Here is a 15,313-nt window from a genome sequence, read left to right as displayed (position 1 = left end):
CGATGATCGTCGTGATCAGGGAGCCGTTATCGGGACAGGCCGACGACACGCGCGGAAAGGTCCCTGATCACGACGATCCTGCGCGGGGGCGGGGGTCAGGCGTGGCCGTTGAAGGCGTCGCGCATCCGGGAGAAGAAGCCGCCCTGCTTGCTCAGCTCCGCGACCTCCTCGCCGCGGGTCTTGGCGAAGTCGCGCAACATCCGCTCCTGGTCGGCGTCGAGCTTGGTGGGCGTGCGCACGTCGAGGTGCACGTAGAGGTCGCCCCGGCCGGTGCCGCGCAGGTGCGGCACGCCCCGGGCCCGCAGCCGCAGCGTGCTGCCCGGCTGGGTGCCCGGCTTGACGTCCACCGGCTCCTCGCTGTCCAGCGTCTTGATGGTCAGCCGGGTGCCCAGCGCGGCCGCGGTCATCGGCACGGTCACCCGGCAGTGCAGGTCGTCGCCCTTGCGGGAGTAGACGTCGTGCGGGCGCTCGTGGATCTCCACGTAGAGGTCACCGGCCGTACCGCCACCCGGGCCCACCTCACCCTGCTGGGCGAGCCGGATCCGCATGCCGTCCTCCACCCCGGCCGGGATCTTGACGGTCAGCGAGCGGCGGGTACGCACCCGCCCGTCACCGGCGCAGGTGGGGCAGGGGTGCGGGATGACGGTGCCGTAGCCCTGGCAGACGGTGCACGGCCGGGACGACACCACCTGGCCGAGGAAGGTTCGCTGCACCGACTGCACCTCGCCCCGACCACCGCACGCCTCGCAGGTGGCCAGGTGCGTGCCGGCCGCCGTACCGGCACCGGAGCAGGTGGTGCAGAGCACCGCCGTGTCGACCGCGATCGGCGCCTCCACGCCGAACGCCGTCTCATGCAGGTCCAGTTCGAGCCGGAGGATCGCGTCGGCACCCGGCCGGGTCCGGGGACGGGGCCCCCGGGAGCCGCCCGCGGCACCGAAGAACGCGTCCATGATGTCCTGGAAGCCGACGAAGGGCCCGCCGGCGCCACCCGGGCCCGCCCCGGGACCGCCACCGGGGGCGAGGGGGTCGCCGCCCAGGTCGACGATCTGCCGCTTCTGGTCGTCCGAGAGGACCTCGTACGCGGCGTTGATGTCCTTGAACTTCTCGTGCGCCTCCGGGTCCGGGTTCACGTCCGGATGGAACTGCCGCGCCAGCTTCCGGTAGGCGCGCTTGATCTCGTCGTCGGAGGCGTCCCGGCTGACGCCGAGAATTCCGTAGTAGTCCTTGGCCACTGCGTTCCGTGTCCTCATGTCTCGCGTTACCGTCCGCCGGTCGTCAGGTCAGTGTCTCGTCGGATCAGTCTGCTGGTCACGTCGGTCGGTGTTCAGTTCTCCGCCAACACGTCGCCGACGTAGCGTGCCACGGCGCGCACCGTGGCAATGGTGCCCGGGTAGTCCATCCGGGTCGGGCCCAGGACGCCGAGCCCGCCGACGATGGTGGCCCCCGGACCGTATCCCGTGCTGACCACCGAGGTCGCGCGCAGGTTGTCGAACTCGTTCTCGTCACCGATCCGGACCCGCAGCGTGCTCGGCTCGACCTCGCCGATCAGCTTGAGCAGGATGACCTCCTCCTCCAGCGCCTCCAGGATCGGCCGCAGCGACCCCTGGAAGTCCAGCAGCCCGGCCCGGGTCAGGTTGGCGGTGCCGGCTAGGGCGATCCGCTCCTCGGAGCGCTCGATGAGCGTCTCCAGCAGGACGGTGGAGAGCGTGGCCATCGTGGCGCGCAGCTCGGCCGGCACCTCGTCGACCAGCACCTGGACCAGCGGCGGGGTGTCGGAGAGCCGGTTGCCGCAGAGCTTCTCGTTGAGGATCCGGCGCAGGTCCGTCACGTCGTCCGCACCCACCGGCGCGGGCAGCTCCACCAGGCGCTGCTCCACCCGGCCGGTGTCGGCGATCATGACCAGCATCAGCCGGGTCGTGGAGATCGGCACCAGCTCCAGGTGTCGTACGGAGGAGCGGGTCAGGCTGGGGTACTGCACGACGGCGACCTGGCGGGTCAACTGGGCCAGCAGCCGCACCGTACGGTGCACCACGTCGTCGAGGTCGACCGCGCCGACCAGGAAGCGCTCGATCGCCCGGCGTTCGGCCGGGGTGAGCGGCTTGACCCGGGAGAGCCGGTCGACGAAGAGTCGGTAGCCGCGGTCGGTGGGCACCCGGCCGGCACTGGTGTGCGGCTGCCGGATGTAGCCCTCCTCCTCCAGCACTGCCATGTCGTTGCGGACGGTGGCCGGGGAGACCCCGAGCTGGTGGCGCTCGACCAGCGCCTTGCTGCCGACCGGCTCCTGGGTGGCGACGTAGTCCTCCACGATCGCCCGGAGTACGTCCAGCTTGCGGTCGTCGAGACCCATCCTCACCTCCCTGCGACGCGCCGACTCCGGAGCCGGCGCGACCGGAGCGGCCCCGACGGTCGGATCACGACACCCATCTTTGGCACTCGACTGTAGCGAGTGCCAGTCTACGACCAAGAACCCCCCGTAGGCGATGATCATTTGGCCGGCCACCCCCCGGCCCCGACAATCCGGCCGGCCAGCTCACCCTACCTCGGGGCACATACCAGGCGCGGCCGGCTATTGTCCAGATTCAATCAGCCGGCCCGTCTGGCGCGCCTTGATCCGGCCCCCTACGGTGGCCCCATGACCGAACCGCCCCGCCCGCCCGGAGAGGGCGGCCCCTGGCCCGACCCGACCTCGCCGCCGCCTCCCGGATCGCATCCGATGCCGGGCGAGGGATACCCGCCACCCAGCTCCGGCGGCGCGGCCTATCCGCCGCCGACCCCGGGCGGGGGCGCCTATCCCCCGCCCACCCCGGACGGCGGCTACCCCCCGGGCGGCGGCTACCCCGGCGGACCGGGCGGCTACCCCGGCGGACCGGGCCCGAGCGGCTACCCCGGCGGACCGGGCCCGAGCGGCTACCCCGGCGGACCGGGCCCGAGCGGCTACCCCGGCGGACCGGGCGGCCACCCCGGCGGACCGGCGCCGGCCGGCTACGCGAACAGCGACGAGAAGACCTGGGCACTGATCGCGCACTTCGGCGGCGTCCTGGTGGGCTTCATCGCCCCGCTCGTCGCGATGCTGGCCAAGGGGAACGAATCACCCACGGTCCGCGCGCACGCCGTCGAGGCGCTGAACTTCCAGATCACCTGGGGGATCGCCACCATCGCCGCCAGCATCCTCGCGGTGTGCAGCTTCGGCATCCTCTCCTTCCTGCCCCTGATCACCCTGGCGATCATGGTGATCTTCGCGATCGTCGGCGGCATCAAGGCCAACGAGGGCAGCCTCTACCGCTACCCGATGAGCTACCGGATGGTGACCTGACCGGCGTCGGGCACCGGTCGAGGTGACCCGTGCGGGGTCCGGCAGCGGATCCCGCACGGACGCATCCGCGGTTCAGGGCAGCAGGTCCCGGACGACCGCGTCGGCGAGCAGCCGCCCGCGCAGCGTGAGCACGGCCCGGCCCACGTCGTACTCCGCCCCGTCGAGCAGCCCCGCGTCGCGCGCCTCGGCCGCTCCCGACCGGCCCGCGTCGTCCAGCACCGCCAGCGGCAACCCGGAGGCCAACCGGAGCCGCAGCATCACGTCCTCCACCCGCCGGTCCGCCGCCGACAGCAGCTCCCGGCCCTGCCCGGGTGACTCCCCGGCGCCGAGCCGCGCCGCGTACGCGCTCGGATGCTTCACGTTCCACCAGCGGACTCCGCCGACGTGGCTGTGCGCGCCCGGCCCGAGGCCCCACCAGTCGCCGCCGGTCCAGTAGAGCAGGTTGTGCCGGCACCGCGCGGCCGGCGTCCGGGCCCAGTTGGAGACCTCGTACCAGGAGAAACCGGCACCGGAGAGCGCGGCCTCCGCGGCCAGGTAACGGTCCGCCGCCACGTCGTCATCGGGGTACGGCAGCTCGCCGCGCCGCATCCGGACGGCCAGCCGGGTGCCCTCCTCCACGATCAGGGCGTACGCGCTGACGTGGTCGACCCCGGCGGAGATCGCGGCGTCCAGCGAGGCCGCGAAGTCCTCGGCGCTCTCCCCCGGCGTGCCGTAGATCAGGTCCAGGTTGACGTGGTCGAACCCGACGTCCCGGGCCTCCCGGGCGGCGGCCGTCGCCCGACCGGCGGAGTGCCGGCGGTCCAGGATGGCGAGCACCCCGGGCGCGGCCGACTGCATGCCCAGCGAGATCCGGTTGTAGCCGGCCGCCCGCAGCTCCTTGAGCGACTCCGGCGTCACCGACTCGGGGTTGGCCTCGGTGGTCACCTCGACGTCGCCGGCCAGACCCCAGAGCCGGTCGATGCCGTCCAGGATCCGGGCCAGGTCGTCCGGGGGCAGCAGGGTCGGCGTGCCGCCGCCGACGAAGACCGTGTCGACCCGGGCCGGGGGGCGCCCGCCGAGCACCCGGCCGGCCAGCGCCAGCTCGGCGAGGACCTGGTCGGCGTAGCCCTCCCGGCTCACACCCCCGCCCAGTTCACCGGCGGTGTACGTGTTGAAGTCGCAGTAGCCGCACCGGCTGGCGCAGAACGGGACGTGGACGTAGACGCCGAACCCGCGCGCACCGGCCTGGGCCAGCGCGGTCTCGGGCAGCGCGCCGTCGACGGGTACGGGTCGGCCTGCGGGGAGGGTGCCGGGCATACGACTAGTGTGCCGGCATGACCTCCGCCCCCGCCCCGCTCGTCCGGGTCTCGACCGCGCACGGGGTGACCACGCTCACCCTGGACAGCCCGCACAACCGCAACGCGCTCTCCACGCCGCTGATGATCGAGCTGATCGCCGGGCTGGCCGCCGCGGTGGCGGACGACGTCGTACGGGTGGTGGTGCTCTCGCACACCGGGCCGGTCTTCAGCTCCGGAGCGGACCTGAAGGAGACCGCCGCGGCGTACCAGAGCGGCACGGTCCCGGTGGCGATGCTGGGCGACCTGCTCACCGCCGTGTGGGAGTGCCCGAAGCCGGTGGTGGCCCGGGTCGGCGGCCCGGCCCGGGCCGGCGGGCTGGGGCTGATCGCGGCGGCCGACATCGCGATCTGCGCGCAGGATGCGACATTCGCCTTCACCGAGGTACGGATCGGGGTGATCCCGGCGGTCATCTCCGCGACCGTGCTGCCCCGGCTGCACCCGCGGGCCGCCGCCGAGCTGTACCTGACCGGTGACACCTTCGACGGACGCCGCGCGGCCGAGATCGGGCTCGTCACCGGCGTCACCACGGCGGAGGCGCTGGACGAGACGGTCGCCTCGTACTGCGCCGCCCTGCTACGCGGCGCGCCGGGCGCGTCGGTCGGGGTGAAGGAACTGCTGCGCCGCCCCCCGGCGGCCGGGTTCCGCGCCGATCTCGCCGAGTTGACCGAGTTGTCCGTCCGGTACTTCCACTCCGAGGAGGGGCGCGAGGGCGTCGCGGCGTTCCGGGAGAAACGGCCGCCACGGTGGGTATCCGGGGACTAGCCCCGCCCGGGTCGAACGGGCCGGGTGGGACTCGTCACAGCGGTAGGCACAGTTTTTGGGCGGGCGACGTACGCTGTGTCCATTATCGAGCAGGGGGTGGCGGTGCGGGCTCGGTCGATGGTGGCAGCGGGAGTGGCCCTGGCAGCGGTCGCCGGTTTCGGCCTCTACCTCGGGGCGCGGGAGCTGGGCGACACCCTCACGCTGCCGAGGATCTCCCGGGGCTGCGTGGTCGAGGCGGACGGCCGGGTCGCCCTCAACGCCGAGCAGATGGCGAACGCGGCGACGATCGCGGCGGTGGGGATCCGGCGCAAGATGCCGGAGCAGGCGGTCGTGGTCGCGCTCGCCACCGCGTTCCAGGAGTCCCAACTGCACAACCTCGCCGGCGGTGACCGCGACTCGATCGGGCTGTTCCAGCAGCGGCCGAGCCAGGGGTGGGGCACGCCGGAGCAGATCCGCGACCCGCGCTACGCCGCGACCAAGTTCTACAACGCCCTGCGGAAGGTGCGCGGCTGGGAGTCGATGGAGGTCACCGTCGCCGCCCAGGCGGTGCAGCGCTCCGCCTTCCCCCGGGCCTACCAGCAGTGGGCGGACGACTCGGCGGTGCTGACCCGGGCCCTGCTCGGCAACGCGACGGGCGCGGTGGCCTGCTCCGGCGAACGGGAGCCGGTGCTGCGGGGCACCGCCGCGACCACCGCCCTCACCGCCGGCCTGAGGCTGGACTGGGGCCGGTTGGAGACCGCCGCGGCGGCCGAGCTGGTCGGCCTGACCGTGGCGACCGCGGACGCGCAGGCCGGCTGGCGGTACGCGCACTGGCTGGTGTCGCACGCCGGGGACCATGGCGTCCGCCGGGTGCGCTACGCCGACCTGCAGTGGACGGCCGACGAGGGGACCTGGGCTCCGGTGCGGGACGCGCCGCCCAGCACCGACAGGGTGGTCGCCGAGGTCTTCGCGGACTGAGCCGGCCGCCCGCCACGCCCTCGCGCCCCACGCGCTTGCCCAGACCCACGATGTTTGACTCGCGGTGACTGCACAACGGGACATAGCGCTCGATTTCGTCGGGCCAGATCACCTTTCCGTGACGTCCCGTGAGATCGCAGCTTCCGTGCGTAGGACCAACCGGGCCCGCCGCGCACCCGGGCTGAGCACGCCCTTGCGGGTCTTGCCCCGCACGTTACGATCGGCAGCCTGTGTGCTCAGAGAAAGTTTCACCCTATGGGGAGGGATGGACGCGGTGTTCGACTACGGCGGCCGGACGGGTTACGAGCCGATCAGTGACACGGACCGCAAGGAGTTCCACGAGCAGGGCTTCCTGCTGCTGCGCAACGTCCTGACCGAGGACCACCGCGCGGCCCTGGAGGCGGCGGTGGACCGGGTCTACGCGGAGGAGAAGGCCGCCGGCAACACCACCAAGGACGGCACGCTGCACCTGCTCGGCTTCCTGGAGCGGGACGAGCTCTTCGGCAACCTGCTCACCCACCCGATCGCGTTCCCGTACATGTGGGGCCTGGCGGGCTGGAACATCTACACCCACCACAACCACCTGGACGTCACGCCGCCGGCACTGGAGCCCGAGAAGCCGTACTGGGGCTGGCACCAGGACGGCTACCGGCAGAACTCCGACCCGGAGACGATGGACCCGAACCTGCCGCGGCCGATGTTCTCGCTGAAGGTCGCCTACGTGCTCTCCGACCTGTCGGAGACGGGCCGGGGCGCCACCAAGGTGATCCCGGGCAGCCACCTGTGGAACTCGCTGCCCCGCCCGGCCGACCTCTCGGTGCACAACCCCGACCCGGAGGGCACCGTCGAGATCACCGCCAACCCCGGTGACGCGTTCATCTTCGACCGGCGGCAGTGGCACTCCCGGTCCACCAACCTCTCCAACATCACCCGGAAGATGCTCTTCGTCGGCTACACCTACCGGTGGATCCGGCCGCTGGACGAGCTGCACCCGGACGTGAACGGCGAGTGGTACGCGAACCGCACCCCGGTGCAGCGCCAGCTGATCGGCGAGGGTACGCACACCGCCAACTACTGGGGCATCAACTGGAACGGCTACGTGGACGACGAGATCCCGCTGCGCAAGGAGCTGAAGGAACGCGGTCTGCTGGACCGCAGCATCCCCTGGCTGCGCTGAGCACGGCCGGGTAAGGAGGGGGCCCTTCCTATCGTTTTTTGTATAGGAAGGGCCCCCTCCTTACAGGCACGCGCACAACGGCGAGGGGCGCCGGGCCGATCGGCCCGGCGCCCCTCGCCGCGGATCTGCTGGGGGTTGTGTCAGTAGCGGGTGACCCGGCGGCGTCGGCCGACCCCGGCCACCAGCGCGACCGCGATGGCGGCCAGCGCGATCTGGATCAGCAGCTCGATCCAGTCGACCCCGCGGGTCGTCGCCACTCCGGTGGCCCGGGCGATGACCGTGCCGAGCAGCGCGGCGCCGACACCGATCAGCATGGTCAGCCAGATCGGGATGTCCTGACGACCCGGTACGACCAGACGGCCGAGGGCGCCGATGACGAGGCCAACGATGAGCGCGGTGATGATACCCCAGACGGTGAGTTCCACGGCCGTCCTCCTTCAGTCGTCACACGTTGTTGTGGTGACTGCTAGATTCCCGGCGGCCGGAGAAACCAAACCGACCAGTTGCCCCAGACGTCGCGCCGCGTCCCGAACGGCCGCATCCATCGTGGAGAAGGCCAGCGGCGGCGGGCTGAGCAGGGAGAACCAGGCCATCTCGGAGGACTCGGCAGGGTCCAACGTGATTTCTTGATCACCCAAAGTCGCCAGGAAGAAGCTGTCCAGCACCGGCAGAAGCTCGTCCTGGAACTCGTAACTGCCGACGTACATCCCGATGAAGTCACCGAGGGTGACCTCCACCCCGAGCTCCTCGCGGGCCTCGCGCACCGCGGCGTCGGCGGGGTGTTCCCAGCCGTCGCAGAAGCCGCCCGGCGTCTCCCAGCGTCCGGCCATCGGCGGCGACGCCCGCCGGAGAGCCAGGAAGCGCGGCGCCGACCCGCCGGCACCCTCCGCCGGGCGGGGGTCGCGGTCGAGGACGAAGAGGCCGACGGTGGGACGGGGGTTGACGAAGAGCTGGTACCCGCAGCCGACGCAGGTCGTCGGCGGCGGGCCGGACAGCGGTGCGGCGCACCGGGGGCAGAAAGAGGCGCCGGGCCCGTACCCCCGGGGGTTCACTTCTTGCCGCCGGCCTTACCGTCGCCGGAGTCGCCGGTGGAGAGCGCGGCGATGAAGGCCTCCTGCGGCACCTCGACCCGGCCCACCATCTTCATCCGCTTCTTCCCCTCCTTCTGCTTCTCCAGCAGCTTGCGCTTCCGGGTGATGTCACCGCCGTAGCACTTGGCCAGCACGTCCTTGCGGATCGCCCGGATCGTCTCCCGGGCGATCACCCGGTTGCCGATCGCCGCCTGGATCGGCACCTCGAACTGCTGCCGGGGGATCAGCTTCTGCAGCTTCGCCGCGATCCCGACGCCGTAGTTGTACGCCTTGTCCTTGTGCACGATGGCGCTGAACGCGTCCACCGGCTCGCTGTTGAGCAGGATGTCGACCTTGACCAGGTCGGACTCCTGCTCGCCCGAGGGCTCGTAGTCCAGCGAGGCGTAGCCCTTGGTACGGCTCTTGAGCTGGTCGAAGAAGTCGAAGATGATCTCGCCGAGCGGCAGGGTGTAGCGCAGCTCGACCCGGTCCGCGGAGAGGTAGTCCATCCCCTTCAGGGAACCGCGGCGTCCCTGGCACAGCTCCATCACCGCGCCGACGTAGTCGTTCGGGGTCAGCACGGTGGCCCGGACCACCGGCTCGTACACCTCCGCGACCTTGCCGGTCGGGTACTCGCTCGGGTTGGTGACCGTCACCTCGGAGCCGTCCTCCAGGGCGACCCGGTAGACGACGTTCGGCGCGGTCGAGATCAGGTCCAGCCCGAACTCGCGCTCCAGCCGCTCCCCGATGATCTCCAGGTGCAGCAGGCCGAGGAAGCCGCACCGGAAGCCGAAGCCGAGGGCGGCCGAGGTCTCCGGCTCGTAGTTGAGCGCGGCGTCGTTCAGCTTGAGCTTGTCCAGCGCGTCCCGCAGGGCCGGGTAGTCAGAGCCGTCGATCGGGTAGAGGCCGGAGTAGACCATCGGCTTCGGGTCCTTGTAGCCGCCCAGCGCCTGGGTCGCCGGCCGGGCGTTGATGGTCACCGTGTCGCCGACCCGGGACTGGCGTACGTCCTTCACGCCGGTGATCAGGTAGCCCACCTCGCCGACGCCGAGCGCCCCGGCCTTCTCCATCTCCGGCGAGATCACCCCGAGCTCCAGCAGCTCGTGCACCGTGCCGAGAGACATCATCTTGATCTTGTCGCGCGCCTCGATCCGGCCGTCGATGACCCGGACGTAGGTCACCACTCCCCGGTAGACGTCGTAGACCGAGTCGAAGATCATGGCGCGGGCCGGCGCCGCCGCGTCACCGACCGGCGGCTTGAACTGCCGGACGATCTCGTCGAGCAGGTAGGCCACCCCCTCGCCGGTCTTGCCGGAGACCCGGATGCAGTCGCCCGGGTCTCCGCCGATCAGGTGCGCCAACTCCTCGGCGTACTTGTCCGGCTGGGCGGCCGGCAGGTCGATCTTGTTGAGCACCGGGATGACGTGCAGGTCGTTCTCCATCGCGAGATAGAGATTGGCCAGCGTCTGGGCCTCGATCCCCTGCGCGGCGTCAACCAGCAGGATGGCGCCCTCACAGGCGGCCAGCGAGCGGGACACCTCGTAGGTGAAGTCCACGTGCCCCGGCGTGTCGATCATGTTGAGCACGGCCTGCTCGCCCTGCCGGTCGCCCTCGCGGATGGTCCACGGCATGCGGACCGCCTGGCTCTTGATCGTGATGCCGCGTTCCCGCTCGATGTCCATCCGGTCGAGATACTGGGCGCGCATCTGCCGGGGGTCGACCACACCGGTGAGCTGCAGCATCCGGTCGGCCAGGGTCGACTTGCCGTGGTCGATGTGGGCGATGATGCAGAAGTTTCTGATCCGACCGGGGTCGGTGGCACCGGGGGTGTTCATGCCGGGGTCGAGCGTCGGTGGCACAGCAGTCCGTTCTCGTCGCGTGGCTGGTCTGGTCGCCGACTGGCGGTGAGCGACGGCCGGCATGCACCGGCCGCCCTCTATGATCCCACGCCGCCCGGACGGGAATCAGCACACTCCTCCGGCGGCCTCGCCCCGCCGGTCCGCCCGTCCGCCCCGTCCTGGCGTCACTGCCCCGGCGGCGGGATCGGCGTCACTCCCCCGACGGCTCGGCGTCACTCCCCCGGCGGCTCGGCGTCACTCCCCCGGCGGCTCCAGGAAGAGGCCGGCGAGCCGAGGCAGCCGGCGACGTGCCTCCTCCTCGTCGTCGAAGTCCCAGAAGTCACCCACCTGCGGAAGCGGCGCCGGATCGGCCGCCGCCGGCAGGTCCTCCCCGGTGACCCGGTGGTACGCCTTCTCCGCCACCGAGAGCATCTCCCCGGCCTCGAACTCGGCACCCGTCTCGGCGGCCCGGCGGACCACCGGCAGCTCCGCCAGCGAGTCCGGTTCGGCGACCGCCCGGGCGAAGACCGTCCGCCCCTGAGTGATCAACCAGCCACGGAAGTGGTCGAAGCCGTCGTCGGAGCAGCCCCCGTTGATCAGGTACGCGGCACCCCACAGATCCTCCCGGTGCGAGGCCGTCAGCACGCGGTCCAGGTGCCGGTCGAATCCGACGATCTCGGTGGCGTCGCGGCGGGACAGCTCCGCGACCACCCGCTGCGCCACGGCTGCCGCCGTTCCGTCGGCGCCCGCCCGCGCCGCGTCCATCAGTGCCCAGAACTCGTCGGTCCGCATGACCGGGCAGTCTGCCAGCCGGGACGCCCGGCCCGCTGCCGCCGCCCGGCCCGCCGCCGCGCCCGGCCCGCTGGCGGCGCCCGGGGAACAGCGCCCTGGCCCGCCGGCCGTCTGCTCGGCCAGGACCGACTCCGGCCCTCCCGGGCGCGGACGCGTCGAACCAACCGGACCGCCGCCCCCGGGCGTGACCCGGACCACCCGCGGTCCGCACCCCCGCGCGGCCGGGGCGGCGCCGGCCGGCGCACGGGGCAGGATGGTCCCCATGCGTGCGATCCCGTTGCCGCCCGTGCCGTACGGCGCGACCGCCGTGCGCCCCGACTGGGCCGACCTGCCCGCGGAGCTGCGAGCCGCGATCGCGGCCCGACTGGGCGCCCCGGTCACCTGGGCCGGTACGGCCGGCGGCGGCTTCACCCGGGGCTTCGCGGCCGTACTGCACACCACCGCCGGGGACCGGGTCTTCGTCAAGGCCGCCTCCCTGGTGGACCAGCGCCACCTCAGTGACTGGTACGCCCGCGAGGCGGCGGTCACCTCCGCGCTTCCGTCCGGCCTCGCCGTCGCCCGCCCCCGCTGGACCCTCACCGCGGCCGGGCACCACGTCGTCTGCATGGACGCCATCGAGGGGCGGATGCCGGCCCTGCCCTGGCGCCCCGCCGAACTGGACGCGACGCTCCTGGCGTACGCGGCCGTCGCCGACGCGCTGCGCGAACCGCCCGTCACACTGGCCGCCCTCGGGGCGCCCCAGCTCGCCGACCTGGCCCGCGCCGATCTCGCCTGGTGGGCCGAGCTGGCCGCCGGACGCGAGGCGCTGCCCGACCTGCCCACCACCGCCCGATCCCGGCTGGACGAGCTGGCCGCGCTGGAGTCCCTGCTGCCGGCGTACGCCGAAAGCAGGTCGATGATCCACTGCGACCTGCGCGTCGACAACGTACTCATCGACGCGGCGGGCGCGGCCTGGCTCTGCGACTGGACCTGGCTCTGCTACGGACCGGCCTGGTTCGACCTGGCGGGCCTGCTGGTCACCGCGTACGCCAGCGGGCTGGACGCCGACGGGCTCTTCGGCGCGCATCCGGCGGCGTACGGCGCACCCGCCGACGCCCTGGACGCCGCCCTCGCCGCACTCTCCGGTTACTGGCTGATCCGGGCGGCGGCCGGTCCCAGTACCGCCTCCCCGCACATCCACGCCCACCAACGCTGGAGCGGGGAGACCGCGCTGGCCTGGCTGGCGGAGCGGCAGGGTTGGCGGTGAGCCGACCCCGTGCGTGGTCGAGGCGTTTTGCTGCCCCCGCTGCTCACCTGGTAACGTAGCTCTTCGCGCGTGCCGACACGGCCGCATCGTGACAGTGCGACGTCGCCCGCGCATCAGGCAAACGAAACCCTAGCTACCAGGACGAGGCTGTCGCGTGGCGAACATCAAGTCCCAGATCAAGCGCAACCGGCAGAACGAGAAGCGCCGGCTGCGCAACAAGTCGGTCAAGTCGTCGCTGAAGACCGCCATCCGCAAGTTCAACGAGGCGAGCGAGAGCGGAGACGTCGACAAGGCCACCGAGCTGATGCGCGACGCCGCACGCCGCCTCGACAAGGCGGCCAGCAAGGGTGTGATCCACTCGAACCAGGCGGCGAACCGGAAGTCTGCGATCGCCAAGCGCCTGCAGACGCTCGCCTCCTGAGGCGATCCGCGATCTGACGATGGCCCTCGAGCCCGCCGGCTCGGGGGCAACTCGCTGTGCCCACGGACTGACGCAGGGCCATCGCCGGCTCCGCTGACCGCCGCCGCGCCCATGGTCCCGGCGGCGGGCGTGCTCACTCGTACCGGCGCCGGGCGGACTGGCGTGCCCGCTGCCGGGCGTCCATCGGATCGAACCGGTTCGGCCACCGGCGGTCGCTCCGCTGGTCCAACCGTTCGGACGGCTGGCTGTTGCGCGGCTTACCGGGCCTGGTTTCCGGCCCCGGCAGCGGCTCCACCTGGTCGGCACGGGTCGCCGTCGACCGCGGCTCGGCCGCGCCGGCTCCGGGCGCCGTCGACCCGTCGCCGGTACCCGGCCGGTCACCATCGGTGTCCGCCCGCTCGACGCCGGAAGCCCCCGCCCCCTCGTCGCCGCCCTGCCGGCCGGGCGGCCGGCCGGTGGCGGACGCCGGGACGGGGTAGGGCTTCCGCTCCCCGGGCGGCAGGGCGTAGGGCCGGGGCTTCGCGGTCAACTCCTGGCGGGGCCGGGCTTGTCCGCCCAGCTCCGGCCGCGACCGCATCAGCGCGGTGATGCTGAGCGGACGCCCCGCCGAGCCGAGCCGGGCCGGCAGGCGGCCGGTCGTCGGGGTACCCGTCGAGGCGGCGACGGAGCCGGCCGGCGACCGCTCGACCTCGGCCCGGGAACGCCGTGGGACGGTGGCCCGGCCAACCGCCGGCTGCATCTCCCGGCGGAACCGCTCCCGCTCGACGGCGGGCACCCGGGCCGCGGAGCGGACCACGGCGGCGGCCACCACATCGTTGATCTTGACCATCACCGCCACCGTCGCGGGCAGGATCAGCACCCCCCACCAGCTCACCAGCTCGGCCAGGGCGAGCAGCAGGCCGAGCACCACGGTGCCCTCGAAGAAGACGAAGCAGAGGATCCCGCCCGGGTCGACGTGGTGCAGCCGGAGCACCCGGGCGTAGAGCGGGCGTAGCCGCTCCTCCTCGGGTGACAGCGCGGCCGACCAGGTCATCTGGGGTTGCTCGCCTGACGTGCGGCGGCGACCGCGAAGACGGCTCGTTCGAGGGCGTAGCCCCGGTCGTCGGCCCCGCCCTTCACGGCGGCGTTGCACTCGGCGGCGGCGTGCATGGCGTCGGCCAAGCCCTCCGGGCTCCAGCCCCGGCTCACCCGCTGCGCCTTCTCGACCTTCCAGGGCGGCATGCCGAGGCTGCTGGCCAGCTGGTAGGCGTTGCCCCGACCGGCGGAGCTGACCCGCGCCACCGTCCGTACGCCGTCGGCGATCGCGTCCGCGATCGGGACGGGGTCGACGCCGACGTGCAGCGCCCAGCGCAGCGCTTCGAGAGCGCCCGGCAGGTCGCCCACCATCGCCGCGTCGGCCACCGTGAACCCGGTGACCTCCGCCCGCCCCCGGTAGTAGCGGGCGACCGTGTCCACCCCGATCCGCCCGTCGGTGTCGGCGACCAGTTGGGAACAGGCCGAGGCGAGCTCCCGCAGGTCGTTGCCGACCGCCGCGATCAGCGCCTCGGCCGCCTCCTCGGTGCATCGTCCACCAGCCCGGCGTATCTCGTCGCGCACGAAGGCCACCCGGTCCCGGTGCCCCTTCAGCTTCGTGGCCGGTACGACCTCGGCACCGGCGGCCCGGAGCCCGTCGGCGAACGCCCTGCCCTTCGCCCCACCGGCGTGGGCCACCACCAACTGCACGTCGGGGTCGGGATTCTTCGCGTACGACAGCAGCGCCGCCGCCAGGTCCTTGCGGGTGTCCTGACCGGATCGGACGACCAGCACCCGACGGCCACCGAACAGCGACGGACCGAGCAACTCGGCGATCTCACCCGGGCTCAACGTGCCCGCCTCGTGCTCCCGTACGTCGACGGCGGGGTCGGCGGCTCTGGCCGCGTCGACCGCGGCGGCGATCGCCCGGGTGGCGAGCAGTTCCTCGTCGCCGAGCACGAGCAGGACAGGAGCGAGGCTGGCAGGGATCACGCCGTCATCGTCGCACGCCCCACCGGCGCATCGGGCCTGGTCACCCCGGTCGCCGTGGCTGACCCCGCACTTAGCGCAAATCCAGACATCTATCTTAATTCCGGCATAGCTCCTCGCGGCGCGGCCGGCCCGCCCGCCGGACGCTGGCCCGCCGCCGGACCGGTCCGCCGGGGAGTGGCCGGGGCCACCGGCACTCCGCCCGAACTGGCGCAGTGCCGCCGGCGGTCCGCCCGGGGGAGGCCGACCGGGGGGTCCCGGGCGATCCACTCAGGACCGGTCGGCGTCGGACCCGGCGCGGTCACCGGGAAGCATCAGGGGCCCGGCAGGATCACCGGGCCCCGCACCGTGCCGATCAGCCGCCGAGGCCCTCCAGGTCCAGCTCGGAGACCGAGCCAC

At 72.7% G+C, this 15,313-nt stretch carries 14 protein-coding genes and 1 pseudogene; 6 read left to right on the top strand and 9 right to left on the bottom strand.

Annotation, left to right across the window (positions count from 1 at the left end; all coding sequences use genetic code 11):
- Positions 1-95: 95 nt before the first annotated feature.
- Both dnaJ and hrcA read right to left on the bottom strand, forming a co-directional pair.
- Complete coding sequence (dnaJ, locus tag ACQEUR_RS22350) at positions 96-1,232, bottom strand: molecular chaperone DnaJ (RefSeq protein WP_433034465.1); 1,137 nt, start codon at positions 1,230-1,232, stop codon at positions 96-98.
- 92 nt (positions 1,233-1,324) lie between these two features.
- Complete coding sequence (gene hrcA, locus ACQEUR_RS22345) at positions 1,325-2,347, bottom strand: heat-inducible transcriptional repressor HrcA (protein ID WP_433034459.1); 1,023 nt, start codon at positions 2,345-2,347, stop codon at positions 1,325-1,327.
- A gap of 285 nt (positions 2,348-2,632) precedes the next feature.
- On the opposite strand from hrcA, the gene ACQEUR_RS22340 reads away from it, so the two are divergent.
- Complete coding sequence (locus ACQEUR_RS22340) at positions 2,633-3,313, top strand: DUF4870 domain-containing protein (RefSeq protein WP_433034457.1); 681 nt, start codon at positions 2,633-2,635, stop codon at positions 3,311-3,313.
- Positions 3,314-3,385: 72 nt separating this feature from the next.
- Here ACQEUR_RS22340 and hemW read toward each other — a convergent pair whose 3' ends face one another.
- Positions 3,386-4,609: a radical SAM family heme chaperone HemW gene (hemW, locus tag ACQEUR_RS22335; protein WP_433034455.1), complete on the bottom strand. Its 1,224-nt coding sequence runs from the start codon at positions 4,607-4,609 to the stop codon at positions 3,386-3,388.
- A 17-nt stretch (positions 4,610-4,626) separates the two neighbouring features.
- Between hemW and ACQEUR_RS22330 the strand changes: the two genes are divergently transcribed.
- The 3 genes from ACQEUR_RS22330 (at position 4,627) to ACQEUR_RS22320 (ending at position 7,546) form a co-directional block, all read left to right on the top strand.
- On the top strand, positions 4,627-5,412 hold the full coding sequence (locus ACQEUR_RS22330; RefSeq protein WP_433034453.1) for an enoyl-CoA hydratase-related protein: 786 nt from the start codon (positions 4,627-4,629) through the stop codon (positions 5,410-5,412).
- Between the two features lie 96 nt (positions 5,413-5,508).
- Positions 5,509-6,369 carry a hypothetical protein gene (locus ACQEUR_RS22325; RefSeq protein WP_433034451.1) on the top strand — a complete coding sequence of 287 codons (861 nt, stop codon included), beginning with the start codon at positions 5,509-5,511 and terminating at the stop codon, positions 6,367-6,369.
- A 265-nt stretch (positions 6,370-6,634) separates the two neighbouring features.
- A complete protein-coding gene (locus ACQEUR_RS22320) occupies positions 6,635-7,546 on the top strand; it encodes a phytanoyl-CoA dioxygenase family protein (protein WP_433034449.1) in 912 nt (303 codons plus the stop codon).
- 140 nt (positions 7,547-7,686) lie between these two features.
- Here ACQEUR_RS22320 and ACQEUR_RS22315 read toward each other — a convergent pair whose 3' ends face one another.
- The 4 genes from ACQEUR_RS22315 to ACQEUR_RS22300 form a co-directional block, all read right to left on the bottom strand.
- On the bottom strand, positions 7,687-7,971 hold the full coding sequence (locus ACQEUR_RS22315; RefSeq protein WP_433034448.1) for a GlsB/YeaQ/YmgE family stress response membrane protein: 285 nt from the start codon (positions 7,969-7,971) through the stop codon (positions 7,687-7,689).
- 12 nt (positions 7,972-7,983) lie between these two features.
- Complete coding sequence (locus ACQEUR_RS22310; RefSeq protein ID WP_433034446.1) at positions 7,984-8,598, bottom strand: NUDIX hydrolase; 615 nt, start codon at positions 8,596-8,598, stop codon at positions 7,984-7,986.
- The gene (gene lepA / locus ACQEUR_RS22305) at positions 8,595-10,475 is read right to left on the bottom strand and encodes a translation elongation factor 4 (RefSeq protein ID WP_433034444.1); all 1,881 of its coding nucleotides are present in this window, start codon (positions 10,473-10,475) and stop codon (positions 8,595-8,597) included. The genes ACQEUR_RS22310 and lepA overlap by 4 nt, the downstream gene beginning before the upstream one ends.
- A 234-nt stretch (positions 10,476-10,709) precedes the next feature.
- Positions 10,710-11,246, bottom strand: a complete 537-nt coding sequence (locus tag ACQEUR_RS22300; protein ID WP_433034442.1) for a DUF4240 domain-containing protein — start codon at positions 11,244-11,246, stop codon at positions 10,710-10,712.
- Between the two features lie 262 nt (positions 11,247-11,508).
- On the opposite strand from ACQEUR_RS22300, the gene ACQEUR_RS22295 reads away from it, so the two are divergent.
- Complete coding sequence (locus tag ACQEUR_RS22295; protein WP_433034440.1) at positions 11,509-12,492, top strand: phosphotransferase family protein; 984 nt, start codon at positions 11,509-11,511, stop codon at positions 12,490-12,492.
- Between the two features lie 154 nt (positions 12,493-12,646).
- Positions 12,647-12,913, top strand: a complete 267-nt coding sequence (rpsT, locus tag ACQEUR_RS22290; RefSeq protein ID WP_433034438.1) for a 30S ribosomal protein S20 — start codon at positions 12,647-12,649, stop codon at positions 12,911-12,913.
- 709 nt (positions 12,914-13,622) lie between these two features.
- On the opposite strand, the pseudogene ACQEUR_RS22285 reads toward rpsT, so the two are convergent.
- Together ACQEUR_RS22285 and holA are read right to left on the bottom strand one after the other, a co-directional pair.
- A pseudogene (locus tag ACQEUR_RS22285) lies at positions 13,623-13,946 on the bottom strand (hypothetical protein); the annotation flags it as partial.
- Entirely contained in the window at positions 13,943-14,917 is a 975-nt protein-coding gene (holA, locus tag ACQEUR_RS22280; protein WP_433034436.1) for a DNA polymerase III subunit delta, read from the bottom strand. The gene holA and the pseudogene ACQEUR_RS22285, both read right to left, overlap by 4 nt.
- Between the last annotated feature and the right edge of the window lie 396 nt (positions 14,918-15,313).

This window comes from Plantactinospora sp. CA-290183 (genome assembly GCF_050936375.1).
In the GTDB taxonomy this organism is placed as follows: domain Bacteria; phylum Actinomycetota; class Actinomycetes; order Mycobacteriales; family Micromonosporaceae; genus Plantactinospora.
Note: the sequence above shows the minus strand (reverse complement) of the source record. Positions and strands in the feature narration are given on the sequence as shown.